At 72.4% G+C, this 24534-nt stretch carries 24 protein-coding genes and 1 tRNA gene; 4 read left to right on the plus strand and 21 right to left on the minus strand.

What is annotated here, in order from left to right:
• Window positions 1-81 precede the first annotated feature (81 nt).
• Together EXE57_RS02525 and EXE57_RS02530 are read left to right on the plus strand one after the other, a co-directional pair.
• On the plus strand, window positions 82-474 hold the full coding sequence (locus tag EXE57_RS02525) for a hypothetical protein (RefSeq protein ID WP_135073713.1): 393 nt from the start codon (window positions 82-84) through the stop codon (window positions 472-474).
• The gene (locus tag EXE57_RS02530) at window positions 429-2192 is read left to right on the plus strand and encodes a SulP family inorganic anion transporter (protein ID WP_135073716.1); all 1764 of its coding nucleotides are present in this window, start codon (window positions 429-431) and stop codon (window positions 2190-2192) included. The genes EXE57_RS02525 and EXE57_RS02530 overlap by 46 nt, the downstream gene beginning before the upstream one ends.
• Before the next feature lie 9 nt (window positions 2193-2201).
• Here the strand turns inward: EXE57_RS02530 and EXE57_RS02535 are convergent, their stop codons facing one another.
• The 14 genes from EXE57_RS02535 to EXE57_RS02600 form a co-directional block, all read right to left on the minus strand.
• Window positions 2202-2411, minus strand: coding sequence for a hypothetical protein (locus EXE57_RS02535; RefSeq protein ID WP_135073718.1), 210 nt, complete (start codon window positions 2409-2411; stop codon window positions 2202-2204).
• 399 nt (window positions 2412-2810) lie between these two features.
• Window positions 2811-2884 (minus strand) — tRNA-Pro (locus tag EXE57_RS02540).
• A 167-nt stretch (window positions 2885-3051) separates the two neighbouring features.
• Window positions 3052-3687 (minus strand): class I SAM-dependent methyltransferase, encoded by a 636-nt coding sequence (locus tag EXE57_RS02545; protein ID WP_135073720.1) that lies wholly within the window; start codon window positions 3685-3687, stop codon window positions 3052-3054.
• Window positions 3688-5043, minus strand: coding sequence for a ribosome biogenesis GTPase Der (gene der, locus EXE57_RS02550; protein ID WP_244246961.1), 1356 nt, complete (start codon window positions 5041-5043; stop codon window positions 3688-3690). It abuts the gene before it with no gap.
• On the minus strand, window positions 5043-5798 hold the full coding sequence (locus EXE57_RS02555; RefSeq protein WP_135073724.1) for a lysophospholipid acyltransferase family protein: 756 nt from the start codon (window positions 5796-5798) through the stop codon (window positions 5043-5045). The genes der and EXE57_RS02555 overlap by 1 nt, the downstream gene beginning before the upstream one ends.
• Complete coding sequence (gene cmk / locus EXE57_RS02560) at window positions 5795-6472, minus strand: (d)CMP kinase (protein WP_135073726.1); 678 nt, start codon at window positions 6470-6472, stop codon at window positions 5795-5797. Before cmk ends, EXE57_RS02555 begins: the two co-directional genes overlap by 4 nt.
• A 9-nt stretch (window positions 6473-6481) precedes the next feature.
• Complete coding sequence (locus EXE57_RS02565; RefSeq protein WP_135073728.1) at window positions 6482-7552, minus strand: prephenate dehydrogenase; 1071 nt, start codon at window positions 7550-7552, stop codon at window positions 6482-6484.
• Window positions 7545-7931, minus strand: a complete 387-nt coding sequence (gene aroH / locus EXE57_RS02570; protein WP_135073730.1) for a chorismate mutase — start codon at window positions 7929-7931, stop codon at window positions 7545-7547. The genes EXE57_RS02565 and aroH overlap by 8 nt, the downstream gene beginning before the upstream one ends.
• Before the next feature lie 79 nt (window positions 7932-8010).
• Window positions 8011-8775, minus strand: coding sequence for a pseudouridine synthase (locus EXE57_RS02575; RefSeq protein WP_135073732.1), 765 nt, complete (start codon window positions 8773-8775; stop codon window positions 8011-8013).
• Entirely contained in the window at window positions 8772-9407 is a 636-nt protein-coding gene (gene scpB, locus EXE57_RS02580; RefSeq protein ID WP_135073734.1) for an SMC-Scp complex subunit ScpB, read from the minus strand. The genes EXE57_RS02575 and scpB overlap by 4 nt, the downstream gene beginning before the upstream one ends.
• The gene (locus tag EXE57_RS02585; RefSeq protein WP_135073736.1) at window positions 9400-10254 is read right to left on the minus strand and encodes a segregation and condensation protein A; all 855 of its coding nucleotides are present in this window, start codon (window positions 10252-10254) and stop codon (window positions 9400-9402) included. The genes scpB and EXE57_RS02585 overlap by 8 nt, the downstream gene beginning before the upstream one ends.
• Window positions 10251-10520 carry a hypothetical protein gene (locus EXE57_RS02590; protein WP_425271707.1) on the minus strand — a complete coding sequence of 90 codons (270 nt, stop codon included), beginning with the start codon at window positions 10518-10520 and terminating at the stop codon, window positions 10251-10253. Before EXE57_RS02590 ends, EXE57_RS02585 begins: the two co-directional genes overlap by 4 nt.
• 62 nt (window positions 10521-10582) lie before the next feature.
• Entirely contained in the window at window positions 10583-11539 is a 957-nt protein-coding gene (locus EXE57_RS02595) for a ParA family protein (RefSeq protein ID WP_425271708.1), read from the minus strand.
• 242 nt (window positions 11540-11781) lie between these two features.
• A complete protein-coding gene (locus EXE57_RS02600) occupies window positions 11782-12363 on the minus strand; it encodes a TetR/AcrR family transcriptional regulator (RefSeq protein ID WP_135073742.1) in 582 nt (193 codons plus the stop codon).
• A 112-nt stretch (window positions 12364-12475) separates the two neighbouring features.
• Between EXE57_RS02600 and EXE57_RS02605 the strand changes: the two genes are divergently transcribed.
• Window positions 12476-12850 (plus strand): VOC family protein, encoded by a 375-nt coding sequence (locus EXE57_RS02605; RefSeq protein WP_208542943.1) that lies wholly within the window; start codon window positions 12476-12478, stop codon window positions 12848-12850.
• Between the two features lie 2 nt (window positions 12851-12852).
• Here the strand turns inward: EXE57_RS02605 and EXE57_RS02610 are convergent, their stop codons facing one another.
• The 4 genes from EXE57_RS02610 to EXE57_RS02625 form a co-directional block, all read right to left on the minus strand.
• Window positions 12853-15441 (minus strand): DEAD/DEAH box helicase, encoded by a 2589-nt coding sequence (locus EXE57_RS02610; RefSeq protein WP_135073746.1) that lies wholly within the window; start codon window positions 15439-15441, stop codon window positions 12853-12855.
• A gap of 132 nt (window positions 15442-15573) precedes the next feature.
• Window positions 15574-16506, minus strand: a complete 933-nt coding sequence (gene xerD, locus EXE57_RS02615; RefSeq protein ID WP_167305792.1) for a site-specific tyrosine recombinase XerD — start codon at window positions 16504-16506, stop codon at window positions 15574-15576.
• The gene (ald, locus tag EXE57_RS02620) at window positions 16499-17614 is read right to left on the minus strand and encodes an alanine dehydrogenase (RefSeq protein ID WP_135073748.1); all 1116 of its coding nucleotides are present in this window, start codon (window positions 17612-17614) and stop codon (window positions 16499-16501) included. The genes xerD and ald overlap by 8 nt, the downstream gene beginning before the upstream one ends.
• 54 nt (window positions 17615-17668) lie before the next feature.
• The gene (locus EXE57_RS02625) at window positions 17669-18298 is read right to left on the minus strand and encodes an NUDIX domain-containing protein (RefSeq protein WP_135073750.1); all 630 of its coding nucleotides are present in this window, start codon (window positions 18296-18298) and stop codon (window positions 17669-17671) included.
• Between the two features lie 23 nt (window positions 18299-18321).
• Between EXE57_RS02625 and pepN the strand changes: the two genes are divergently transcribed.
• Window positions 18322-20757 (plus strand): aminopeptidase N, encoded by a 2436-nt coding sequence (pepN, locus tag EXE57_RS02630; protein ID WP_135073752.1) that lies wholly within the window; start codon window positions 18322-18324, stop codon window positions 20755-20757.
• Window positions 20758-20762: 5 nt separating this feature from the next.
• Here pepN and EXE57_RS02635 read toward each other — a convergent pair whose 3' ends face one another.
• From EXE57_RS02635 to steA, 3 genes are read right to left on the minus strand one after another with little or no spacing between them, the layout of a single operon-like run.
• Window positions 20763-22466: a CTP synthase gene (locus tag EXE57_RS02635; protein WP_135073754.1), complete on the minus strand. Its 1704-nt coding sequence runs from the start codon at window positions 22464-22466 to the stop codon at window positions 20763-20765.
• Window positions 22467-22477: 11 nt separating this feature from the next.
• Window positions 22478-23326, minus strand: a complete 849-nt coding sequence (locus EXE57_RS02640; protein ID WP_167305793.1) for a copper transporter — start codon at window positions 23324-23326, stop codon at window positions 22478-22480.
• Window positions 23323-24495 carry a putative cytokinetic ring protein SteA gene (gene steA / locus EXE57_RS02645; protein ID WP_135073758.1) on the minus strand — a complete coding sequence of 391 codons (1173 nt, stop codon included), beginning with the start codon at window positions 24493-24495 and terminating at the stop codon, window positions 23323-23325. Before steA ends, EXE57_RS02640 begins: the two co-directional genes overlap by 4 nt.
• Window positions 24496-24534: the final 39 nt, after the last annotated feature.

Consider the following 24534-nt stretch of genomic DNA (forward strand, 5'->3'; position numbering starts at 1 on the left):
CCCTGCCTCCGGGTGCGAGGGGTTCCCTAGCGTGGTCGTCGTCCGTACGGGCCGTCAACGCAGGAACTCCCGAGGGTCGCGATGAGCCGGAAGCTGAAGCTGCTCCTCGGGTTGGTGCTGTTCAACGGCGTGAGCGCGGTGATCGGTGGTCTCGCGCTGATGACGGAGTGGATCCCCCAGCAGGCGTCGTGGGTCAGGAACACGGACTTCCCCAGCAACTACTTCCCGGGCGTGGTCCTGATGGCCGTCGTCGGTGGCAGCTCCCTGGTCGCCGCCGCCGCCCTGCTGAAGCGCAGCGACGGGTGGCAGCTCGCCTGCATCGTCGCGGGGACCGTCATGGTGGTGTGGATCGTCGGGGAGATTGCGTCGATCCGCGCGTTCCACGTCCTCCAGGTGGTCTACCTGGTGACCGGCGCGCTCGTCGTGGCGTGGACGCCGGCGCGCGACCTGTCGTCGCGCGCGCCGAGCCGGTGATCACGCGCCTCGCGCCGGGCATCGCGAGCCTGCGGTCGTACGAGCGCGGGTGGCTGCGCCAGGACGTGGTGGCCGGGCTGGTCCTCACCGCGCTCCTCGTTCCGCAAGGGATGGCCTATGCGGAGCTGGCGGGACTGCCGCCCATCACCGGGCTCTACACCACCGTCCTGTGCCTCCTCGGCTACGCCGTCCTCGGGCCGTCCCGGGTCCTGGTTCTCGGCCCCGACTCGGCGCTGGGACCGATGATCGCGGCGACCGTCATCCCCCTCGCCGCGGCCGAGGGAGACCCTGACCGGGCGGTGGCGTACGCCTCGCTGCTGGCCGTGATGGTGGGCCTGATCACCGTGCTGGCCGGGGTCTTCCAGCTCGGGTTCGTGGCCGAGCTGTTGTCCAGGCCGACGCAGATCGGGTACATGAACGGGCTGGCGCTGACCATCGTCGTGAGCCAGCTGCCGAAGCTCTTCGGCTTCTCCGTCGACGCCGACAGCCTGGTCGACGAGGCGGTCGGGTTCGTGCGGGGTCTCGCGGCCGGGCACGCCGTGGGCGCAGCGCTGGCGATCGGCGTCGCGAGCCTGGTCGTGATCCTGGGCTTCCAACGCCTGCTCCCCCGGGTTCCGGGGGTCCTCCTTGCCGTGGTGCTCGCGATCGCTGCGGTGAACCTGTTCGACCTGCAGGACCGCGGCGTGACGGCGGTCGGCCCGATGCCGGAAGGCTTTCCGCCGTTCGACATCCCCACCGTTCCGCTCGACGACCTGTGGCTGCTGGTGGCCGGGGCGTTGGGCATCGCCCTGGTGGCGTTGACCGACACGATCTCGACGGCGTCGGCGTTCTCCACCCGTGCCGGGGACGAGGTGGACGGCGACCGCGAGATGATCGGCGTGGGCGCAGCGAACATCGCCGCTGGCTTCTTCCAGGGGTTCCCGGTCAGCACCAGCGGATCCCGCACGGCGGTGGCCGCGCAGAACGGCGCCAAGACCCAGGTGACCGGCGTGGTGGGTGCTGTCGCGATCCTGCTCCTGCTGCTGCTCGCACCCGGGCTGCTGCGGGACCTGCCCCAGCCCACGCTCGCTGCCGTTGTCATCGCCGCCTCGACGTCCCTCGCGGACATCGGAGGGCTGCGCCGGTTGCGGCGGCAACGGAGGTCGGACTTCCGGCTGGCCCTGGCGGCCTTCCTCGGTGTCGCGTTCCTCGGCGTCCTGCCGGGGATCGCGATCGCCGTGGGGCTCTCGATCCTCAACGTCTTCCGGCGTGCCTGGCGGCCGCACCAGGCCGTGCTCGGACGGGTCGCGGGCATGGCCGGCTACCACGACTCGCAGTTCACCCCCGCCACGCGCCACCTGCCCGGTCTGGTCATCTACCGGTTCGACGCGCCCCTGTTCTTCGCGAACGTGCGGACCTTCCGCGACCAGGTGCGGCACCTCGCGAGGAGCGAGCCCCGGCCACGCTGGATCGTCGTCGCGGCCGAGCCGATCACCGACGTCGACACCACGGCCTCGGACGTCCTGGAGGAGCTCGACCTCGAGCTGAACGCCGCCGGCACCAGCCTGGTGTTCGCCGAGCTCAAGACTCCCGTGCGCCAGAAGATCGAGCGCTACGAGCTCACCGAGACCATCGACCCGGAACACCTCTTCGAGACCATCACCGAAGCGGTCCACGCCTACCGTGAGCAGACCGGCGAGACGTGGACCGAAGGTCCCGGCCCCTACTCCCTCCGGTGAGCGGACGCGTCAGCGGGTGGGTGGTCGGGCCGGTCCGAACATGGACCGGTACATGGCCAGCTCGCTGTGCAGCCGGTAGGGCATCGGGTGTCCGTGGCTCGTCAGCGCGGCGGCGTACCCCTCCAGGGCCGACAGCAGGTGACGCTGCTCCGTGGTGACCACCCCGGGCACCGCCCGCTGCGCGCGCGCGAGGTCGAGGTTGGATCGTGCTCGGTTCACCCGTCGAAGCGAGTCCGTCAGGTCGTGCGACTGCCCATGGCTCATGCCGCGCCTCTCGTCATCGCACAGTCTACGGACCTCGACGACCGATCAGGGGCATCTTCGGCAGGCCGCACGCAGGTGCCTTCGCGGAGCGAACCGCCCAACTGGCCCAGAGCCAGCGGGACGGCCCCATCCCGGACCGCGTGGGCCGGGATGGACGCCCAACACATCCCCCGCGCCGCGTCGGACATCACCACGTGTGAACCTAGCCCCTGCGAGGTCCTCCGCGAATTCGCGGACGCCCGACTCACGCCGCGCGGTCCTGCCGCAGCAGCGCGACGACGCAGCCACCGTGCGGCCCGAATGCAGAACCGGCTCCGACGCTGCGTCTCCGCAGGTCAGAGCCGGTTCGTTCGGTCGGGCTGACAGGATTTGAACCTGCGACCCCTTGACCCCCAGTCAAGTGCGCTACCAAGCTGCGCCACAGCCCGAAAGTGCTCGCCCGGGATCACCGGTCGAGCGTCCAGAACCCTACAGGAGCACGTGAGGGCGATCCGAATCCGGGTCAGCCTGGTCCGCGAGTCGCGGGGTTCGTGCCCCGAGCATGCGTGACGAACCCCGGGTTTCCCCGGCCGACCGGGGAAAGCCCCGCCCGACCTCACTCCCGCTGCAGCACCACCCACGTGAACGGCTGCACCGAGTCCCACGGCGTGTGGTGCTCGGCCCGCTCGGTGTGGACGAGGGTGAAGCCGGGGCCGAGCTCGGCGACGAGGGCATCGGTGTCGTAGCGGCTCACGGGGAGGCCCGAGCACGACTCCGGGCCGTCCGCGGCGAAGGTGCCGACGACCAGCAGGCCGCCCGGGGCGAGGGCACGCGAGACCTGGCCGACGTACGCCGCCCGCTGCTGCGGCTCCACCAGGAAGTGGAAGACGGCACGGTCGTGCCAGACGTCGTACTGCTCGTCGAAGGCGTGGGTCAGGACGTCGGCGACGATCGTGGTGACCCGGTTGGCCCGCTCGTCGAGGCGGACGGACGTCAGCGCCAGCGCGCTCATCGACAGGTCGAGGAGGGTGACGTGCTCCACGCCCGCGTCGAGCAGGGCGTCAGGCAACGTCGAGGCGCCGGCCCCGACGTCGACGACGCTGCCCGGGACCCCGTCGGAGAGGACCAGCCGGGTCGAGACCTCCGGCGACTCCTCGTACCACGAGACGTCCTCACGGCCCTTCGCCGCGTAGACACCCTCCCAGTGGGACGACGACTGCTCCCCGCGCGGGTCGCGCGCCTCCTCGACCATTCAGCGCTTCCGCTTCTCGCGGGGCCGCTGCTGCAGCACGATCGGGGTGCCGGCGAAGCCGAACTCCTCACGCAGCCGCCGCTCGATGTAGCGCTCGTACGACGCCTCGAGCTTGCCGGTCGTGAACAGCACGAACGTCGGCGGCGCGGTGGTCGCCTGGGTGCCGAAGAGCACCTTGGGCTGCTTGCCGCTGCGCACCGGGTGGGGGTGCTCGGCGACCAGCCGGCCCAGGAAGCTGTTGAGCGCACCGGTCGAGATCCGCGTCTCCCAGCCCTCCAGCGCCGCGTCCAGCGCCGGCACCAGCCGGTCGACGTGCCAGCCGGTACGGGCCGTGATGTTGATCCGCGGCGCCCAGCGCACCTGCACCAGGTCGCGCTCGATCTCGCGCTCGAGGTAGTAGCGGCGCTCCTCGTCGACGAGGTCCCACTTGTTGAAGGCGATGACCAGCGCCCGGCCGGCCTCGCGGACCGTCTGCAGGATCCGCAGGTCCTGCTCGGAGAGCGACTCCCCGCCGTCGATCACCAGCACGGCGACCTCGGCCCGGTCGATGGCGGTGCTGGTGCGGAGCGAGGCGTAGTACTCGTGGCCGGAGGCCTGCTTCACGCGCTTGCGGATGCCGGCGGTGTCGATGAAGCGCCAGGTCCGCCCGCCCAGCTCGACCAGCTCGTCCACCGGGTCGACCGTGGTGCCGGCGACGTTGTCGACGACGACGCGCTCGGAGCCGGCCAGTCGGTTGAGGAGCGAGGACTTGCCGACGTTGGGCTTGCCGACGATCGCCACCCGGCGGGGGCCGCCCGGCTCGGCGTCGCGCTCCGGAGGGGGCTCGGGCAGCGCGGCGAGGACGGCGTCGAGCATGTCGCCCGACCCGCGGCCGTGGAGCGCGGAGATCGGGTGGGGCTCGCCCAGCCCGAGGTTCCAGAGGCCGAGCGCCTCGGTCTCCGTACGGTGGTCGTCGACCTTGTTGGCGGCCAGCACCACCGGCTTCCCGGACTTCCGCAGGATCTTGACGACCGCCTCGTCGGCGTCGGTGATGCCGACGGTGGCGTCGACCACGAAGAGCACGGCGTCGGCCAGCCCGACCGCGATCTCGGCCTGGGCGGCGATCCGCTCGGCCAGGCCGCGGGCGTCGGGGTCCCAGCCACCGGTGTCGACGAGCGTGAAGGCCCGCCCCGCCCAGTTGGCGTCGTAGGACACCCGGTCGCGGGTCACGCCCGGCACGTCCTCGACGACGGCTTCCCGGCGACCGATGATCCGGTTGACCAGGGTTGACTTGCCGACGTTCGGCCGCCCGACGACGGCCAGGACCGGGAGTGGTCCCGTCGTCTCAGGCGGGGTGTCGGGGTACTGCTCGCTCATCATGCTCCTCGGTCGACGAACCCCGTGTCGGGATCGTCCTCGTACTCCCCTGCCGGCAACGGGCCGGGCAGGTCTCGGCCCGTGAGGGACCGTGCTTCGTCCAGGGTCTCCCGGAGCCGCTCCCTCAGCAGCGCCGAGGAGTCCCGGACCATTCCCGTCCGGCGTGGCCAGGCTCGTCGTTCGGTGGTCCACGGGTCTCCGTAGACCAGGTCGATGGTGCTCCCCCGGGTGGGGGTGGAGTCGATGCCGCCACCGGGCTCGCGTGACCCGAGGATGACCACGGGCACCACCGGCGCCCCGGTCACCAGGGCGAGGTAGGCGGCGCCGTGGTGGAAGCGGTGCAGCTCGCCGTCGCCGCGGGTGCCCTCCGGGAAGACGCCGACGACGCCCTCGTCGCGGAGCACGCGCAGGCAGGTACGGATCGCGCGCGGATCGGTGTGGAAACGGTCCACAGGGATCTGGCCCGAGCGCCGCAGGAAGCGGCCGGTACGGCCCTCGAACATCTCGTGCTTGGTGAGAGCGTGGACGGCTCGGGGGCTGAAGGCCGCCAGCAGTGGCCCGTCGAGCACGCCGATGTGGTTCGCGGCCAGGATCACCGGGCCGGCCGCGGGCACGCGCTCCGCGCGGTGGACGCGGACGTCGTAGCGCCGGCGGACGAGCCCTCGCGCCACCGGACGGGCGCTCTGGAGGAACCGCCGCGGCGGATGGGGCACCGCCGCGCTGCGCGGCGGCTCGTCGTGGAGGGCGGAGGTCACCTGCGCTCCCCCGCGGCCTCGGCGAGCGCCACGACCTGGTCGATCACCTCGTCCAGGGAGTACGGCGTTGTGTCGAGGTGGACGGCACCGTCGGCCATCGTCAGCGGCGCCGTGGCTCGACCGGAGTCGATCCGGTCGCGGGAGAGCAGCGACTCCCGGGTGCTTGCGACGTCGGCCCCGCCGGCCTCGGCTGCGCGCCGGGCGGCCCGGGCGCCGGGGTCGGCCGTGAGGTAGAGCTTGAGCTGGGCCTGGGGCCACACGACCGAGCCGATGTCGCGGCCCTCGACGACGATCCCGCCGCCGTCGATCACGTCGCGCTGCAGGTGGAGCAGGCGGGTGCGGACCGCGGGGACCACGCTCACGTGCGAGACGGCCGCGTTGACCTCGTCGGTGCGGATCGCCCGGCCGACGTCGATCCCGTCGACCACGATCCCGGGGCCCGTGGGGTCGGTGCCGGAGAGGATCTCCGGCTCCTCGCAGCGGGCGGCGACCGCGTCACCGTCGCGCACGTCGATGCCCTGGCGCAGCAGCCACCAGGTCATCGCCCGGAACATGGCCCCGGTGTCGAGGTAGCGCAGCCCGAGCCGGTCGGCCACGCCGCGGGAGGTGCTGGACTTGCCGGACCCGGACGTGCCGTCGATCGCGATCACCAGGTCGGAGGGGGTCTGAGGCACCCGCGCAGACTACCGGTGAGTCTGCCAACCCCGGGACTCGAGAGCGACCAGCAGGGCCTCGGCGCGATCCACCGAGACCACCAGCTCCACGAGTCCGACCGGACGGCCGGGGTCGTGGTCGATGTGGATGTCCTCGATGTTGACGCCCGAGGCGCCGGCGTCGCCGAAGAGCCGCGCCAGCTCGCCGGGATGGTCGGGCACCGACACGTAGACGGTCTGGACCGGAGCCGGCGGGCCCCCGTGCTTGCCGGGGATCGCCCGGGTCCCGGCGACCCCACGCTCCAGCAGCCCCCCGAGCACCGTCCGGTCGCCGTCGCTCACGGCCGCCTGCAGCACGTCGAGCTCGGCACGGACCTCGGCCAGGACGTCGCTCAGCGCGCCGGCGTTGAGGGCGACGATCTGCTCCCAGAGCCTCGGGTCGCCGCCGGCGATGCGGGTGACGTCGCGGACCCCCTGCCCGGAGAGGGCGAGGTGCTCGGCGGGGGCGTCGGCGAGCCGGCCGGCCACGAGGACGGCGAACAGGTGCGGGAGGTGGGAGGTCCGGGCCACGGCCCGGTCGTGCTCCTCGGGGCTCATCCGGACGGGAACGGCGCCGCTGAGCCGGGCCAGCTCCTCGACCAGCGCCACGGCGTACGGGTCCGCGCCCTCGGCCGGCGTCACGGCCCACGGGCGGCCGTCGAACATCGCCGCGCTCGCCGCCAGCGGGCCGGACCGCTCGCTGCCGGCCATCGGGTGGCCGCCGACGTAGCGGGCTGCGGCGCCCGGCGCCTGCTCGTGGACGGTGCGCGCGGGCTCACCCTTGATGCTCCCCACGTCGGTCACGACGGCGTCGGTGCGCTCCAGGGCGGCCACGATCTCGCTGCCGAGGTGGTCAGGAGGCACCGCGACGACGACCAGCTGCGGCCGGTCGGCCTGGATCCGGGCGCGACCGGCAGCCAGCCCGGTGGCGGTCCTGAGGTTCTCGAGGGACACGTCGGCCAGCACCACGTCGATCCCGGCGCGCCGGCAGGCCAGACCGATCGAGGTGCCGAGCAGGCCGGTCCCGACGACCTCGACGGGTCCTCGCAGCAGCTCACTCATCGTCGGGGACCTCGCGGGTGCGGGTGAGGTCCTTGCGCAGGGCAGCGGCCCCGTGCAGGTAGCAGTGGGTGAGCTCGGCCCGCGGCAGGTCGGTCTCGACGTGGGCCATCATCCGCACCACGCGGGGCATCGACCCGGCGATCTCGAGCTCGCGTGCACACAGCAGCGGGACGTCACCGAAGCCGAGCTGGCGGGCGGCGTACGCCGGGAACTCCGAGACCAGGTCGGACGTGGCGGTGAAGATCACCGAGATGAAGTCGTCGACCGTCAGGCCGTTGGAGGCCATCACGTCGAGCACCATCTCGGCGACCCGGTCGAGCATGTGATCCCGGTCGTCACGCTCGAGCTGCGTCGCTCCCCGCACTGCCCGCACTGCCACAGCCCCTCCTCGAGTCGGTGTGGGACGAACCCTAGTGTCCCGCAGGCCATCCGGCTGGGCCCGGCGCCAGCGGTGGGTGTCAGAGCTGGGCGCGGTCCAGCAGCTCGCCGAGCTCGTCGTTGGTGAGCGGCCGCAGCGCACCGACCTCGAGCCGCCCCAGCCCCACGGGACCGATCGCGGTCCGGGTCAGCCGGCGTACGGGGTGCCCGACGTGGTCGAGGAGCCGGCGCACGATCCGGTTGCGGCCCTCGTGGATCACCAGCTCGACGATGCTGCGCCCGTCGTGCTCGCTGACGACCTTGACCCGCCGGACCTCGACCGGCCCGTCCTCGAGCGTCACGCCGTCACGCAGCCGCGCGAGGGTCTGCTTGGAGACCTCACCTGCCACCTCGGCGACGTAGGTCTTGTCCACCTCGTACGAGGGGTGCGCCATCCGGTTGGCGAAGTCGCCGTCGTTGGTGAGCAGCAGCAGGCCCGAGGTGTCGGTGTCGAGCCGACCGACGTGGAAGAGCCGTCCGACCTCGGGAGCGGACTCGGCCAGCACGTCGGTGATCGTGCGCCGCCCCTCCGGGTCGGACATCGTGGAGACCACGCCGCGGGGCTTGTTGAGCACGAGGTAGACGTGCGGGGAGACCGGCGGCAGCCGCCGACCGTCCACCCGGATCACCGCGGTGGTCGGGTCCACCTTGGTGCCGAGCCGGGTGACGACCTCGCCGTCGACCTCGACCATGCCCGCCAGCATCAGCTCCTCGCACTTGCGGCGCGAGGCCACCCCGGACTGCGCGAGGAGCTTCTGCAGCCGGACCAGCCCGTCGTCGTCGGTGGGCACGTCGGGTGCCGTCACGAGGCCTGCTCGTCAGGGTCCGTCGCTGCTGCCGCGGGCGTCGAGACGGCCTCGGCGAGGTCGTCCTCGAGGTCCGCCATGTCGGGGAGGTAGGGGGCCAGCTCGGGCAGCTCGTCGAGCGAGCCGATGCCGATCCGCTCCAGGAAGTAGGCAGTGGTGCGATAGAGCGTGGCGCCGTGCTCGCCGTCGCGCCCGGCCTCCTCGACCAGCCCGCGGGTGAGCAGCGTCCGCATCACGCCGTCGACGTTGACCCCTCGGATCGCCGACACCCGGGCCCGCGAGACCGGCTGCTTGTAGGCGACGACCGACAGCGTCTCGAGCGCGGCCTGGGTCAGCCGGGCCTGCTGCCCCTCGAGGACGAACCCCTCGACGACCGCGGCGTACTCCTCCCGGGTGTAGTAGCGCCACCCGCCCGCGACCGTCCGGAGCTCGAAGCCGCGACCCTGGGCGTCGTACTCGGCCGCCAGCTCGGCGAGGGCGCCGGTCACGGCGTCGACGGGGTGACCGACCGCGGACGCGAGGGTCGGTACGTCGAGGGGCTGGTCGGCGACCATGAGCAGCGCCTCCAGCGACGGCCGCAGCTCCGCGACCGCCACGTCCAGCGTGCCGTCGTCGGTCCGGGTCTCACTCATCGGGGTCCTCCTGGTCCTCGTCGGGGGTGTCCCCGTCGTCCGCGGGGGCCGCCGGGGCCCCCTCGAACTCGTCGATCTCGAAGTCGTCCTCCTGCCCGCCGGTCCAGCGCACCGTGAGCTCGCCCAGCGGCGAGAGCTGGTCGAAGGACACCGCTCCCTCCCGGAACAGCTCGAGCAACGACAGGAAGCGGGCGACGGTGGTCAGGGTGTCCGGGGAGTCCCCGCACAACGCCCGGAAGGTCATCGTGCCCGTGCGCTGGAGCCGCTCGACCACCAGGGCCGCCTGCTCGCGCACCGACACCGTGGGCGCGTGGATGTGGTGCAGCGAGAGCTCCTGCACCGGCTTGGGCTCCATCGCCCGCGCGGCGAGCGCCGCGAACGCGTCGAGCCCGATCCCGATCAGGACCTCGGGCAGCAGACCGGCGTAGCGCTCCTCCAGCCCGACGGCCCGCGGGTGTCGGCGCGCCTCCCCCTCGAGCCGCTTCTCGAAGACCCCGGCGACCTGCTTGAACGCCTTGTACTGGAGCAGCCGTGCGAAGAGCAGGTCGCGCGCCTCGAGCAGCGCGAGGTCCTCCTCGTCCTCGACGTCGCCCTGCGGCAGCAGCCGGGCCGCCTTGAGGTCGAGCAGCGTCGAGGCGACGACGAGGAACGACGTGGTCTGCTCGAGGTCCCAGACCTTGCCGAGCGCCTTGACGTGGGCGATGAACTCGTCGGTCACCGTCGACAGCGCGACCTCGGTGATGTCGAGCTTGTGCTTGGCGATCAGGCTCAGCAGCAGGTCGAAGGGGCCCTCGAAGTTGGCGAGCCGGACCTCGAACGGAGCCGGGGCCTCGATCAGCTCGGTCATTCCTCGGTCAGCCGCCGGACCAGGGCGCTCTCGCCACCGTTGCGCTCGAAATCGGCGAGCACCATGGCGACCGCCTCCCGGACCAGCCGCCCGCGGTCGACGGCCATCGCGTGGTCACGGCGCAGCATCAGCCGGGCGTGCTCGAGATCGAGCAGCTCCGCCGAGGTGACGTAGACGGTCATCTTCTCGTCGTGGCGCACCCGACCGCTGGGACGCTTCGGCGCCTGCTCGTCCGCCGAGGCGTCGGGCTCCGGGGCGTCAGGCACCGCCCGCACCGGCGTCGCCTTCTCGCCGGTGGTGCGGAAGAGGTCGTCGGCGGCCGGCAGGCTCACCCGTCGAGGCACCGGACAGCCACTTCCTTGGCGAGCTGGCGGTAGGCGTCGGCACCCGTCGACGACGAGGCGTACGTCGTGATCGGCTCGCCCGCCACGGTGGAGTCGGAGAACTTCACGGTCCGGCGGATCACCGTGTGGAAGACCTTCTCGTCCCACGCCTGGACCAGGCGCTGCATGACCTCGCGGCCGTGGAGGGTACGGCCGTCGTACATCGTGCCGAGGACGCCGTCGATCTCGAGCCTCGGGTTGAGCCGCTCCTGCACCTTGTCGATGGTGTTCTTGAGCAGCGCGACGCCACGCAGCGCGAAGTACTCGCACTCGAGCGGCACGATCACGCCGTCGGAGGCGGTGAGGGCGTTGACGGTCAGCAGGCCGAGCGAGGGCTGGCAGTCGATGAGGATGACGTCGTAGTTCTCGATCGCCGGGGCGAGGACGCGGGCCAGGGTCTGCTCGCGGGCGACCTCGTGGACCAGCTGCACCTCGGCCGCGGAGAGGTCGATGTTGGAGGGCAGCAGGTCCATGCCGGGGACGCCCGAGGGGACGATCACGTCGTCGAGCGTCATGTCGCGCTGCATCAGCAGGTTGTAGACGGAGGCGTCCATCTCGTGGGGGTTGAGCCCCAGGCCCACCGACAGGGAGCCCTGCGGGTCGAAGTCGACCAGCAGCACCTTGCGGCCGTACTCGGCGAGCGCGGCGCCGAGGTTGATGGTGGTCGTGGTCTTGCCGACGCCACCCTTCTGGTTGCACATCGCGATCACGCGCGCGGGTCCGTGCTCCTCGACCCGCCTCGGCTCCGGCAGGTCGGGCATCGGGCGCCCGGTCGGGCCCATGACGGGGTCGGGCACCGGCTCGGCGGTGCGTTCGAAGGGGATCGGCTGGCTCACGGGCACGTCTGCTCCGGGGGAAGGATCGGGGGTGGACGGTGCGGTCGGTCTCACCAGCGGTGGCATCTCCGGGGCGTGGCTGCCCTGGCCGCCGAACAGTCCTGGGAAGGAACCGTCTCCGCTCATCTGACACTCCTCGCAATTGTCGACTCGGCGACATGTGGCCGAGCTCGTGGCGAACCTAGACCGCCGCGAGGACCGGTCTCAACCGACGCACCGTAACCCCCAGCGACAATCTCGGATCTGTTGAGGAGGCCCCGGTCAGGTGCACAGGCAGACCCGTGCCTGTGCAGCAATCTGTGCACTCGTCAGGGCGCCGCTGGGCCGAGCACGGTGGCCGCCAGCCGGTCGAGGGCCTCCGCGTCGAACCGGAGGTCGGTCATCAGCCGGCCGTAGATGATCGCCCCCGAGAGTGCCAGCGCGGCATCCTCGGGATCCAGGTCCGCCCGCACCTCGCCCGCCTCGCGCGCCTCCTGGAGCGCGTCGACCAGGGCCTGTCGGCGGCCCGCGCTGAACCGGTGCAGGAACCGGCGTACGTCGCCGTCGTGCTCGGCGGCCTCCACGAGGGCCGGGAGGCAGCCGCTCAGCGTCGAGTCCCGCATCGCAGCAGCGAGGTGGAGCAACAGCTCCGCGACGCGCGCCCGCCCGACCGGGCCGGCGTCCCCTCCGCCCGGCGGCTGCACGTCCAGGCTCTCGAACGCGTCCGCCACCAGGGCGAGCCGACCCGACCAGTGCCGGTAGATCGTGCTCTTCGCGACGCCGGAGCGGCGGGCGACCGACTCGATCCGGAACCCGCCGTACCCCCGTTCGGCGAGCTCGGCGAGGGCCGCCTCCCGGACCAGCCGGACCGACCTCTCGATGCGGGGGTCACGCGGCTGGGGGGTCGTCACGCGGGGCAGCCTAGACCATGTGAAACGGCCACGTCGCGCAACGCTACGCAACCGTTGCACAACCGCCGCGACAGGACTAGCGTGGACGACCACCGGTCGAGGAGGTCCTGTGATGACCGTGAGCGTGCGCTACATCGTCGACGACGCCCGGGTCGCCGCCGCCTTCTACCGCGACCACCTGGGCTTCCGGGTGCGGATGGAGGCCGGCGCCGGCTTCGCGATGCTGGACCGCGACGACCTGCGCCTCCTCCTCAACGCCCCGGGCGCCGGCGGAGCCGGCCAGGGGGACGGCCGCCGACCTCCCGAGCCCGGCGGGTGGAACCGGATCCAGCTGGAGGTGGACGACGTCGCCGCCGCCCGTGCCCGCCTCGCCGAGGCCGGCGTGGAGCTGCGCAGCCCGGTCCTCCACGGCAATGCCGGCTCCCAGGTTCTCGTCGCCGACCCGAGCGGCAACCTGGTCGAGCTCTTCGAGCGCGCGACGACCTGAGCTCAGAGCCGCCGCAGCGCCGTGGTCGCGAGCACCAGCTCGCCGGTCTCGTCCGAGGCGTCGCAGTCGACGACCGCCTCGATCACCCAGTCGCGGTGGCCCTCGGGGTCGGCCAGAGTCTGCACCACCCTGCGGATCCGGGCGGTCTCGCCCTCCGGGGCACCGACGGGCTCACCCTGCTCCTCCTCCCCCACGACGAGGTACGTCGGTCCGCGGGCGTCGCCATCGGTGACGAGGGTGTCGTGCGCGGCGTAGTAGGACTCGAGGGCCTCGTCCCACACCGACCGCGTCATCACGACCTCGCGCGGCGGGTCGACCCGGTCGGCCGCCTCGCGCTCCAGCCTCATGAGCGCGTCGAGGTCGTCGCGCGCGCAGTGCACCACCCGGGCGAACATCGCGTTGCGGATCATCACCGCGAAGGCGCGGTCCTGCCGCGACAGCGGCCGCGGGGGCGGTGGCGGCGCGTGGGCCACGACGTCGCTGCGGACGTGGTCGGGGTCGGCGAGGGACTCCCACTCGTCGAGCAGCGAGGAGTCGGTCTGCCGGACCGTCTCCCCCAGCCACTCGACGAGGTCGTCCAGCTCCGGTGGCCGGTGCCGGTCCGGGACGGTCTGCCGGAGCGCCCGGTAGGCGTCGGTGAGGTAGCGCAGCAGCAGCCCCTCGGAGCGGGCAAGCTGGTAGCGGGCGACGTAGTCGGTGAAGCCCATCCCCTGCTCCCACATCTCCCGCACCACCGACTTGGGAGCCAGCGCGTCCTCGGGCAGCCACGGGTGGAGCTCGCGGTAGGTCTCGAAGAGCGGCACCAGCAGGTCGGTGAGCGGCTGGGGCCAGGTGATCTCCTCGAGCAGGGCCATCCGCTCCTCGTACTCGATGCCGTCGGCCTTCATCTCCGCGATCGCCTCGCCCCGGGCGGCGTGCTGCTGCGCCATCAGCACCTGACGGGGCCCCTCCAGCACCGCCTCGACCACGGACACGACGTCCAGGGCGTAGGTCGGCGCCTCGGGGTCGAGCACGTCGAGGGCGGCGATGGCGAAGAGCGAGAGCGGCTGGTTGAGGGCGAAGTCGGGCGGCAGGTCCACCGTCAGGACGTAGCGCCGGCCGAGCTCGTCCGGCGCGTCGAGCCGGGTGACGGTGCCCGACCGGACCAGCGAGCGGGTCAGTCGCACCGCCCGGCGTACGAGCCGGACCTGCTGGCGACGGTCCTCGTGGTTGTCGGTCAGCAGGCGACGCATCACCGGGAAGGCGTCCTCCTCGCGGGCGAGGACGTTGACGAGCATGCTGTTGTCGACCCGCATCCGGGACTCGAGCGGCTCGGGCACCCCTGCGACGAGCTTGTCGAAGGTCTGGTCGTTCCAGACGACGGTGCCCGGTGGCGGCTTCCGGAGCTGGGCCTTGGAACGCTTGTTGGAGCTGGCGGCCGCCTTCTTCTTCGCCTTCTCGTTGTCGATGACGTGCTCGGGCGCCTGCACCACGACGTGGCCGGCGGTGTCGAAGCCGGCCCTCCCCGCGCGGCCGGCGATCTGCTGGAACTCCCGGACCTTGAGCACCCGTTGCCGGGTCCCGTCGAACTTCGCCAGCCCGCTGAAGAGCACCGTCCGGATCGGCACGTTGATGCCGACGCCGAGGGTGTCGGTGCCGCAGACGACCGTGAGCAGCCCAGCCTGTGCCAGCTGCTCGACGACGCGGCGGTACTTCGGCAGCATCCCGGCGTGGTGGACGCCGATGCCCGCGCGCAGCAACCGGTGAAGGGTCTTGCCGAACCCCGCGCCGAAGCGGACCCCGGCCGTCTGGGCGCCGATCGCCTCGAGCGTGGCGGCGTCCGGCTTGAGCCAGCCCACCTTCGACCGGAGCAGCGCAGTGGCGTGCTCGACCGCGGCCGCCTGCGTGAAGTGGACGACGTAGACCGGTGCCTGGTGGGTCGTCACGAGCTCCTCGAGCGTGTCGCCGAGGGTCTCGGTCGACCACGTGAAGCTGAGCGGGACCGGACGCTCCGCGTCCGCCACCACGGCGGTCTCACGACCGTTGCGCCCGGTGAGGTCCTCCGCCAGCGCCGTGACGTCACCCAACGTCGCCGACATCAGCAGGAACTGCGCCTGCGGAAGCTCCAGCAGCGGCACCTGCCAGGCCCAGCCGCGGCTCGGCTCGGCGTAGAAGTGGAACTCGTCCATCACCACGAGCCCGACGTCGGCGCTGCTGCCCTCGCGCAGCGCGATGTTGGCGAGCACCTCGGCGGTGCAGCAGATGATGGGCGCGTCCGGGTTGACCGACGCGTCGCCGGTCAGCAGGCCGACGTCCTCGGCGCCGAAGACCTCGCAGAGCGCGAAGAACTTCTCGTTGACCAGCGCCTTGATGGGGGCCGTGTAGAAGCTGACACGACCCTCCGCCAGCGCGACCAGGTGTGCCGCCGTCGCGACGAGCGACTTGCCCGAGCCGGTGGGCGTGGCCAGCACGACGTTGCTGCCGCCGTAGAGCTCCAGGACCGCCTCGTCCTGGTGGGGGTAGAGGTCGAGCCCCTGCTCGGCCACCCAGGCGCTGAAGGCGTCGTACGCCGCGTCAGGACCGCCGGTGGCGGCAAGGGGGGCGGAGGGCATGCAGACGATCCAACCATCCCGGGCAGGAGGTCACCCCACCCGTCACAGCGCTCGCGGGATTCCTGCGCTTCCCGGACGTCGCAACCCGTGGGAGGTGCAGGTTTCCCAGCGGGCCGGGGAACCCTGCCGGAGTCAGCCCCGCGCCCGGGGATGCGCGGTCGCGAAGACCTCGCGCAGGTTGTCGACCGTCACCAGCGTGTAGACCTGCGTGGTCGTCACCGAGGCGTGGCCGAGCAGCTCCTGCACCACGCGGACGTCGGCGCCACCGTCGAGCAGGTGGGTCGCGAAGGAGTGCCGCATCGTGTGCGGCGAGACGTCCCGGGTCACCCCCGCCCGGTCGGCGGCCTTCACGAGCACCGACCAGGCGCTCTGCCGGGAGAGGCGACCCCCGCGGGAGTTGAGGAAGAGCGCGCCCGCGGGCGTCGTGGGCCCGGCGAGCTCGGGGCGGCCCCGGACGAGGTAGGCGTCGACCGCGGTGGCGGCGTACGAGCCGATCGGGACCAGCCGCTCCTTGGAGCCCTTGCCCCGCAGCAGCACGGTGCTGTCGACCAGGTCGAGGTCGTCGACGTCGAGGCCGACCGCCTCGGAGATCCGCGCGCCGGTGCCGTAGAGCACCTCCAGCAGCGCCCGGTCACGCAGCGCGAGCGTGGTGCCGGCCGCTCCTGACGCCTCGAGGATCGCCTCGACGTCCGCCAGCGGCAGCGCCTTGGGCAACCGCTTGGCCGGCGACGGCGGCTTCACGGCGGCCGCGGGGTCGGTCGTCGCGAGCCCGTCGGCGACGGCGAAGCGGTGGAACCCGCGCACGGCGACGACCGTGCGGGCCGCCGAGGTCGCCGACAGGGCCGGGTGCTCCGCATCGCCCTCGCGCAGCCGCACCAGGAAGTCGGTGACGACCGCCTCGGTGACCGCGTCGAGGGTGGTCAGCTCGCGCTCACGGAGGAAGCCGACGTACCGCCTGAGGTCGCGGCGGTACGACGACAGCGTGTTGTCGGCCAGCCCGCGCTCGACCGAGAGGTGGTCGAGGTAGGTGCGGATCGCCCTGGTCAGGCCGTCGGCCTCAGGCAAGGGCGCCGTCCAGCGAGACCGCTGCGATGCCGACGGCCTCGCCGACGGGTCCGTTGGTCAGCTGGCCGGCGTGGGTGTTGAGGCCGAGCGCCAGGCTGCGGTCGTCGCGGCACGCCTGCTGCCAGCCCTTGTCGGCCACGGCGACGGCGTAGGGCAGCGTCGCGTTGGTGAGGGCGTAGGTCGAGGTGTTCGGCACCGCGCCCGGCATGTTGGCCACGCAGTAGAAGATCGAGTCGTGGACCTGGTACGTCGGGTCCGCGTGGGTCGTCGCGTGGGTGTCCTCGAAGCAGCCGCCCTGGTCGACCGCGATGTCGACGAGCACCGAACCCGGCTTCATGTGGGAGACCAGCTCGTTGCTCACCAGCTTGGGGGCCGCCGCACCGGGGATCAGCACCGCGCCGATCACCATGTCGGCCTCCATCACCTGCTGCTGGATCGCCAGCTTCGAGGAGGCCAGCCCGTGGACGCGGTTGTTGTAGCGCCAGAAGGACATCCGCAGCTTGTCGAGGTCGGTGTCGAGCAGCGTCACGTCGGCCCCCATGCCGAGCGCGATGTTGGCGGCGTTCTGGCCGGAGACGCCGGCGCCGATGATGACGACCTTCGCGTTCGCGACACCCCCGACGCCACCCATCAGCACGCCCCGACCACCCTGGGCCTTGAGCAGCGCGTGCGCACCCACCTGCGGCGCCAGGCAGCCCGCGACCTCGGACATCGGGTAGAGGAGCGGCAGCCCGCCCGAGGGCAGCTGCACGGTCTCGTAGGCGATGGCGGTCACCTTGCGCTCGAGCAGCTGCTCGGTGAGCGGCTTGTCCGCGGCGAGGTGGAGGTAGGTGAAGAGGGTCTGGCCCTCCCGCATCCGGTGGTACTCCTCGGCGACCGGCTCCTTGACCTTGAGCACCATGTCGGCGGTGCCCCAGACGTCGTCGGCCGTCTCGAGCATCGTCGCGCCCGAGGCGACGTACTCCTCGTCGGGGATCTGCGACCCGGTGCCGGCCCCCTTCTCGATGAAGACCTCGTGGCCGTGCTGCGTCAGCTCGTGCACACCGACCGGCGTGAGTGCGACGCGGTACTCGTGGTTCTTGACTTCCTTCGGGACGCCGACCTTCACCTGACACTCCTCCACACGTGACGGCCCTCACGCCGTCGTGGGGCGGCGCCGAGACTACTCCCCGGCGGGCGTCGCGGGCACGCCACCCGGCACCAGCCCGCGCGCAGCAGCGACCAGCACCGCGATCACGAGGGGCGCGTCGGTCACCCGGCCGTCGAGCACCGCCGCGTGGAGATCGGCGAAGGGGGCCACGAAGGCGGTCATCTCGGCCTCCTCGTGCGTCGGCTCGAAGTCCCGGTCGGTCACCGGCGTGAGCCCACGCGCGAGGAAGAAGTGCATCTGCTCGGCGCTGATGCCCGGTGAGGACCAGGTCGAGGTCAGGTGGGTCCACTCCCCCGCCTCGAGTCCCACCTCCTCGCGCAGCTCCCGCCTGGCCACGTCGACCGGTTCCTCGCCGGGCTCGTCGCACAACCCCGCGGGCAGCTCGACGAAGCGCCGACCGGCGGGATGCCGGTACTGCGCGAGCAGGTGTACGCCGTCCGCCTCGTCGACCGCCAGCACCACCACGGCCCCGGGGTGCTCGAGCACCAGGCGCCGGAACGGCTCGCCCCCCTCGTCGCCGGGGCGCCGGATCCGGTCGGCGCGCAGCGCCATCACCCAGTCGTCGCGGAAGAGGTCCTCGCTCGACGCGACCGGCCAGCTCTCGGGGGTGTCGACGAGTGGCGGCGCCGGAGTCTGCTCCATGTGGGGGACGCTACGGTGGCCGGGTGGACGCTGTCAGCCTGACCCGCACCGAGGCCGAGCAGCGGGCACGCCTGCTCGAGGTCATCCGCTACGACATCGAGGTGGACCTGACCGGGCTGCTCGAGGGCGAGACCTTGCGCTCCGTCTCCACGATCACCTTCCGCTGCCACGAGCCGGACGCCGAGACCTTCGTCGACTGCGCCGCCGACGTCGACCTTGCGGTGCTCAACGGCCGCGAGCTCGACCTCACGGAGGTGTCCGGGGGGCGGATCCCGCTGTCCGGCCTCCAGTCCGACAACGTGCTGGTGGTGGCCGCGTCCCAGTCCGACACCGCGAGCTCGACCGGCATCCTGCGGACGGTGGACCCCAGCGACGGCCTGGTCTACGTCTGGACCTCGCTGGAGTGCGACGAGGCACGACGGCTCTGGGCGTGCTTCGACCAGCCCGACCTCAAGGCTCCCCACCGCTTCACGGTGACGGCCCCCGAGAGCTGGACGGTGCTCAGCAACATGCGGCCCGACTCGGTCGACGAGCCGGTCGCCGCCGCGCGGGTGTGGCGCTTCCCGGACACGCCGCCGCTGTCGACGTACGTCGTGGTGGTCAACGCCGGTCCCTTCCACGAGGTCCGCGAGCAGCGCGGCGACCACAGCCTCGGGCTCTACGCGCGGCAGTCGCTGCGTCCGTTCCTCGAGCGGGACGCCACCTGGCTCCTCGACACCACCGAGAGCGGCCTCGCCTTCTTCGGGGACAGGTTCGGCCAGCCCTTCCCGGAGGCCCACTACGACCAGGTCTTCGTGCCCAACATGGGGGGCGCGATGGAGAACTGGGGCTGCGTCACCTGGACCGACGCGGCCCTCCACCGGAGCACGCCGACCCACGCACAGCGACAGCAGGTCGCGCTGATCCTGCTCCACGAGATGGCCCACATGTGGTTCGGCGACCTCGTGACGATGCGCTGGTGGGACGACCTCTGGCTCAACGAGGCCTTCGCCTCCTGGGCCGCCACCTGGGCCTCCGCCCACGCCACGGAGTTCGAGGAGGCGTGGGCCGGCTTCCTCGTCGGCCGCAAGCTCGACGCGTACCGCCTCGACATGGGACCGGCCACCCACCCGATCCGGAACGCCGTCGACGACGTCTCGCAGGCGATGGCCAACTTCGACTCCATCACCTACGCCAAGGGCCAGTCCGTGCTCCGCCAGCTGATGGCGTACGTCGGCGAGGACGCCTTCACCCGTGGCCTGCAGTCGTACTTCCGCGACCACGCGTGGGGCAACACCCGGCTCTCGGACCTGATGGACGCCGTGGCCGCCGCCTCCGGGCGCGACCTGGACGGCTGGACGAGCGAGTGGCTGGACCGGGCCGGGACCGACGTCATCACCCTCGACGGCGATGAGCTGCTCGTCGAGTCACCCGACGGCGGGACTCCCCGTCCCCACCGTCTCGACGTCGGCTCCTACGACCGGACCGGCGCCCTGGTCGGTCGCCTCGAGGTGGAGACCCACGGCGCGCGGACCCGGCTCGAGGGACTGCCGGCCGGTGCCTTCGTCCTCCCCAACGACACCGATCTCACCTTCGCCTCCGTCCGGACCGCCGACGGCTCGATCCGGGACCTGATCGGCCGGGCCGGGACGCTCCCCGAGCCGATCTCCCGAGCCGTCGCCGTCGCCACGGCCTGGGACCTGGTCCGGCACGGTGAGGCCGGGAGCCACGAGCTGGTCGACGCGCTCCTCGGGGCGCTGGCCACGGAGAAGGACCCCACCCTGCTCGAACCGTTCCTCGCCTTCGCCCGGGAGGCCGCCGAGCTCTGGAGCCCACCCGCGGAGATCGAGGGACAGCTGCGCCGCGTCGCCGACCAGGCGCTGGCGATGAGCGGTGACCCGGACCTGCGCAAGCCGGCGCTCAACGTGCTGGCCGCCTGCGCCAGCACCGCCGCGCACGACGCCGCCCTGGCCGACGCGGCTGCCGGCGACGTGGACCTGGCGTGGCGGGTGGCCGCTCGCCGGGCCGAGCGCGGTCACCACGACGAGGCGCTGCTGGCCGACCTCGTCGCCCGCGACCCCGACCCCGACGCCGCCCACCGCGCGCTCACCGTCACCGCGGCCCGGCCCGAGCGGGCGGCCAAGGAGGAGGTGTGGGAGGAGCTCTTCACGAGGCGGTCCGTGCCCGCCGGCACCCTCACCGCCCTGGTGGCCAAGAGCTTCTGGCGTCCCGCGCAGACCTCCCTCCTGGTGCCGTACGCCCACCGCTACCTCGACGAGGTGGCGGCCATCAGCGGCGGGATGCTGTCGATCCTCTCCCTGGTGCGGACGATGTACCCGGTGGTGGCTGACGAGGAGTTCCTGGCCCGCTCGGCCGAGGTCGCCTCACGGCCGGACGTCGAGCCGACGGTTCGGGCGATCCTCGCCGGCAGCGCCGACACGCTCGCCCGCATGGTGAAGGCGCGGGCCGACCGCGACTGACGCGCTCAGTCCTCGTCGGCGGCGGGGCGACGCAGCCCGGTCTCGTCGATCGGGAACCGCTCCGAGCGCTGCCGCTCGATGGCGGCACCGACCAGCCCGCTGAACAGCGGGTGCGGGCGGGTGGGACGCGAGCGCAGCTCGGGGTGCGCCTGCGTCGCCACGTAGTAGGGGTGCACCTCGCGCGGCAGCTCGACGAACTCCACCAGTCCCAGCTCGGGGTTGGTGCCGGAGAAGACGAGGCCGGCCTCCGCGAGCTGGTCGCGGTAGTCGTTGTTGACCTCGTAGCGGTGGCGGTGGCGCTCCTGGATGGTCGCCTCGCCGTACGCCTCGCGGACGACACTGCCCTCGACCAGCTGCGCCGGGTAGAGGCCGAGCCGCATCGTGCCGCCCAGGTCGCCGGCGCCCTCGACGAAGGACTTCTGCTCCTCCATCGTCGCGATCACCGGCTCCGGACCCTCGGGGTCGAACTCCGAGGAGCCGGCCTTCTCCAGGCCGGCGACGTTGCGGGCGAACTCGATGACCATGCACTGCAGCCCCAGGCACAGGCCCAGCGTGGGGATCCCGTGGGTGCGGGCATAGGTCAGGGCGCCCAGCTTGCCCTCGATGCCGCGGATGCCGAAGCCCCCGGGGACGCAGACCGCGTCGACGTCGCTCAGCTGCTTGGCGGCGCCGGTGGGGGTCGCGCACTCGTCGGAGGGGATCCACCGCAGGTGCACCTTCGCCTCGTGGGCGAAGCCACCCGCGCGCAGCGCCTCGGCGACCGAGAGGTAGGCGTCGGGGAGGTCGACGTACTTGCCGACCAGCGCGACCGTGACCTCCTCGTTCGGGTGGTGGACGCGCCGCAGCAGGTCGTCCCAGGTCGTCCAGTCGACGTCGCGGAACGGCAGGTCCAGGCGGCGTACGACGTAGGCGTCCAGGCCCTCGCGGTGCAGCACCTTCGGGATGTCGTAGATCGACGGCGCGTCGGCGGCGGTCACGACCGCCTCGTCGTCGACGTCGCACATCAGCGAGATCTTGTGCTTGATGCCCGCCGGCAGCTCCCGGTCGGCGCGGCACACGATCGCGTCGGGCTGGATGCCGATCGAGCGCAGCGCCGCGACGGAGTGCTGGGTCGGCTTGGTCTTGAGCTCGCCGGAGGGCCCGATGAAGGGCACCAGCGAGACGTGGATGAAGAAGCAGTTGTCGCGGCCGATCTCGTGGCGCGTCTGCCGGGCCGCCTCGAGGAACGGCAGCGACTCGATGTCGCCCACGGTGCCGCCGATCTCGGTGATGACCACGTCGACGGCGTCCTCGCCCTCGCCCCGCCCCATCGCGAGGATCCGGTCCTTGATCTCGTTGGTGATGTGGGGGATCACCTGGACGGTGTCACCGAGGTAGTCGCCGCGGCGCTCCTTGGCGATGACGCTGGAGTAGACCTGCCCGGTCGTCACGTTGGCGATCTGGGACAGGTCCGTGTCGAGGAACCGCTCGTAGTGGCCGATGTCGAGGTCGGTCTCGGCCCCGTCGTTGGTCACGAACACCTCGCCGTGCTGGAACGGGTTCATCGTCCCGGGGTCGACGTTGAGGTAGGGGTCCAGCTTCTGCATGGTCACCCGCAACCCGCGGGCCTTCAGGAGGTTGCCCAGGCTCGAGGCCGTGAGTCCCTTCCCGAGGGAGGAGGCGACGCCTCCGGTGACGAACACGTGCTTGACCGGCGTCGCATGCTTCACGGACTTTGATCCTACCGGAGCGGGAGCACGCCGTCGGCACCCGACGCACCGTAGGCCCCGGGTTCGGTGTCCTCGGCCACACCGAGCGCGAGCACGGCGGCCAGCTGACCGGCCGCCCCGTCGACGCCGTCGACGGTCGAGGCGAGGCCGAGCTCCTCGACCACCGCGAGGTCGCCGGACCGCTCAGGAGCGGCGACGACCACGTCGCGCGCCCGGTCGGCCAGCCCGGTCGTGAGGCCCGCCACGATGGCGTCCTCGGTGTCGTTGCCGAGGACCACGAGGACCAGCGGCGCGAGCCGGGGCTCCTCGGACGTCGAGGTGAGCAGCTCGGCGGCGTCGATGCTCTGCCGCACGGTCGTCTCGTCCTTGCCGGCGACCTCGGACCGTCCCGAGGTCGCGACCGCGACCCCGAGCAGCTGCCCCATCCGCTCGTACGGCGGCGCCTCGGCGTCGGCCACCTCGCTCCCGAGCTGCTCGAGCAGCTGCTCGCCGAGGGTGTCGACCAGCGCGGTCTCCCCCGCCGCGACCAGCGAGGTCCCGATCTCCCAGCGGGCCACGGTGCCGCCGGCCTGCTCGACGCCGACGACGAGCGCGTCGACGGCCTCCTGGTCGGCCCCTGGCGTCGCGAGGACGGCCACCGTCCGGCCCGAGAGCCGTTCGCGGGTCAGCGTCGGCGCGACCGAGGTGGCCAGGTCGTCGGCGACCTCGTCCTCGGCGGGCGCCACGGGCGTCGCGGGAGTCTCGGCGCGGGTCGGCACCAGGGTCTCGCGGCTCAACGGCCCCGCCCCCAGGGCGATGCCCGTGGCGAGGGCCAGCACGAGCGAGACGGCAGCCACGAGGTGTCGGCGTACGAGCGTCACGCGAACCACCCCGAGGCGTCGACGCGCAACGTCTCGAGCCATGTCCACGCCTCCGCAAGCCAGTCCTGGCCCACGGGCGTGGTGCCGAGGGCAGCCACCAGGGCGACCACCCCCACCAGCAGCGCCAGGAAGAGGTGCCGTGGGCGCAGCCGTCCGGAGTAGAGGGTCGGCACGGCCGTCGCGTCGACCAGTCGCTGCCCGACCTTGAGCCGGGTGAGGTAGGTGCTGGCGAGGCCGGCCCGTTGCCGGTCCAGGAAGTCGTCGAGCGTGGCGTGCATGCCCACTCCCACGATCACCGAGGCGTCCCCGGCGTCGGCCAGCAGCAGCGCGAGGTCCTCGGCGGTCGCCGAGCTCTCGACCCGGAGCGCCCGGATCCCCAGTCGTTCGAGGTGTTCGAGCGGTCGACGGTCGCCACGGTCGACCCGGACCACGACGTCGCGGGCAGCCCGGAGGGTCGCCGCCTGGGGCAGCTCGTCTCCCCCGTTGCCGAGCACGACCAGGTCCGGGGTGTGGCCGGCCTCGCGGAGCGCGTCGGCCCCGCGGTCGACCCCGATCAGGACCGGGCGACGCTCCCGGACGAAGGCCTTGATCGCTGCCAGCTCGGCGCGGTGCTCGTGTCCCTCGACCACCACGATCACGGGACGTCCGGCCAGGCGCGACCCGGTCACGGGGAGGCCCTGGCCGTGCAGGAGGAGCTCCTCCTCGCGCCGCAGGAACTCGGCACTGTTGTGGGTGAAGGTCTCCAGCTGCGTGATCAGACCGGTGCGCGCCTGCACCATCTCGTCCTGCAAGGTCGCGGCGTCGACCTGTCGCCCGAGGGCCACCGGCTTGCCGGAGACGTAGACCATCTCGTCGTGGATCCTGACCGGGGCGCCGTCGGGGATGTGCTGGAGCCCCTCGAGCCCGTCGACCATCATGATGCCGGCCTCGGCGAGCACCACCGGACCGAGCGCGGGGTAGCGCCCCGACAGGAACCGAGAGGCGTTGAGCACGGCCGCCACCTCGGCGTCGACGAGCGCCTGCGCCGTCGCGCGGTCGAGGTCGAGGTGGTCGATCACGGCCACGTCGCCGCGACGCAGTCGCGGGAGCAGCACCTTCGTACGGCGTTCGACGCGCGCCGGCCCGGTGAGCCCGGGCAGCGCGGCGGAGGTCTTGTTGCGGACAGGCACGGCGCCATGGTGTCAGCCGGGGGGACCCGCTCCGCGGAC

Origin of the sequence: Nocardioides euryhalodurans, assembly GCF_004564375.1 — a bacterium.
Classification (GTDB): domain Bacteria; phylum Actinomycetota; class Actinomycetes; order Propionibacteriales; family Nocardioidaceae; genus Nocardioides; species Nocardioides euryhalodurans.

Coding starts and splice junctions, on each gene's coding strand:
- EXE57_RS02525 (WP_135073713.1), top strand. CDS start 82: ATGAGCCGGAAGCTGAAGCTGCTCCTCGGGTTGGTGCTGTTCAACGGC.
- EXE57_RS02545 (WP_135073720.1), bottom strand. CDS start 3,687: ATGGTCGAGGAGGCGCGCGACCCGCGCGGGGAGCAGTCGTCGTCCCAC.
- der (WP_244246961.1), bottom strand. CDS start 5,043: ATGAGCGAGCAGTACCCCGACACCCCGCCTGAGACGACGGGACCACTC.
- EXE57_RS02565 (WP_135073728.1), bottom strand. CDS start 7,552: ATGAGTGAGCTGCTGCGAGGACCCGTCGAGGTCGTCGGGACCGGCCTG.
- scpB (WP_135073734.1), bottom strand. CDS start 9,407: ATGAGTGAGACCCGGACCGACGACGGCACGCTGGACGTGGCGGTCGCG.
- EXE57_RS02585 (WP_135073736.1), bottom strand. CDS start 10,254: ATGACCGAGCTGATCGAGGCCCCGGCTCCGTTCGAGGTCCGGCTCGCC.
- EXE57_RS02595 (WP_425271708.1), bottom strand. CDS start 11,539: ATGCCACCGCTGGTGAGACCGACCGCACCGTCCACCCCCGATCCTTCC.
- EXE57_RS02605 (WP_208542943.1), top strand. CDS start 12,476: ATGACCGTGAGCGTGCGCTACATCGTCGACGACGCCCGGGTCGCCGCC.
- EXE57_RS02610 (WP_135073746.1), bottom strand. CDS start 15,441: ATGCCCTCCGCCCCCCTTGCCGCCACCGGCGGTCCTGACGCGGCGTAC.
- EXE57_RS02625 (WP_135073750.1), bottom strand. CDS start 18,298: ATGGAGCAGACTCCGGCGCCGCCACTCGTCGACACCCCCGAGAGCTGG.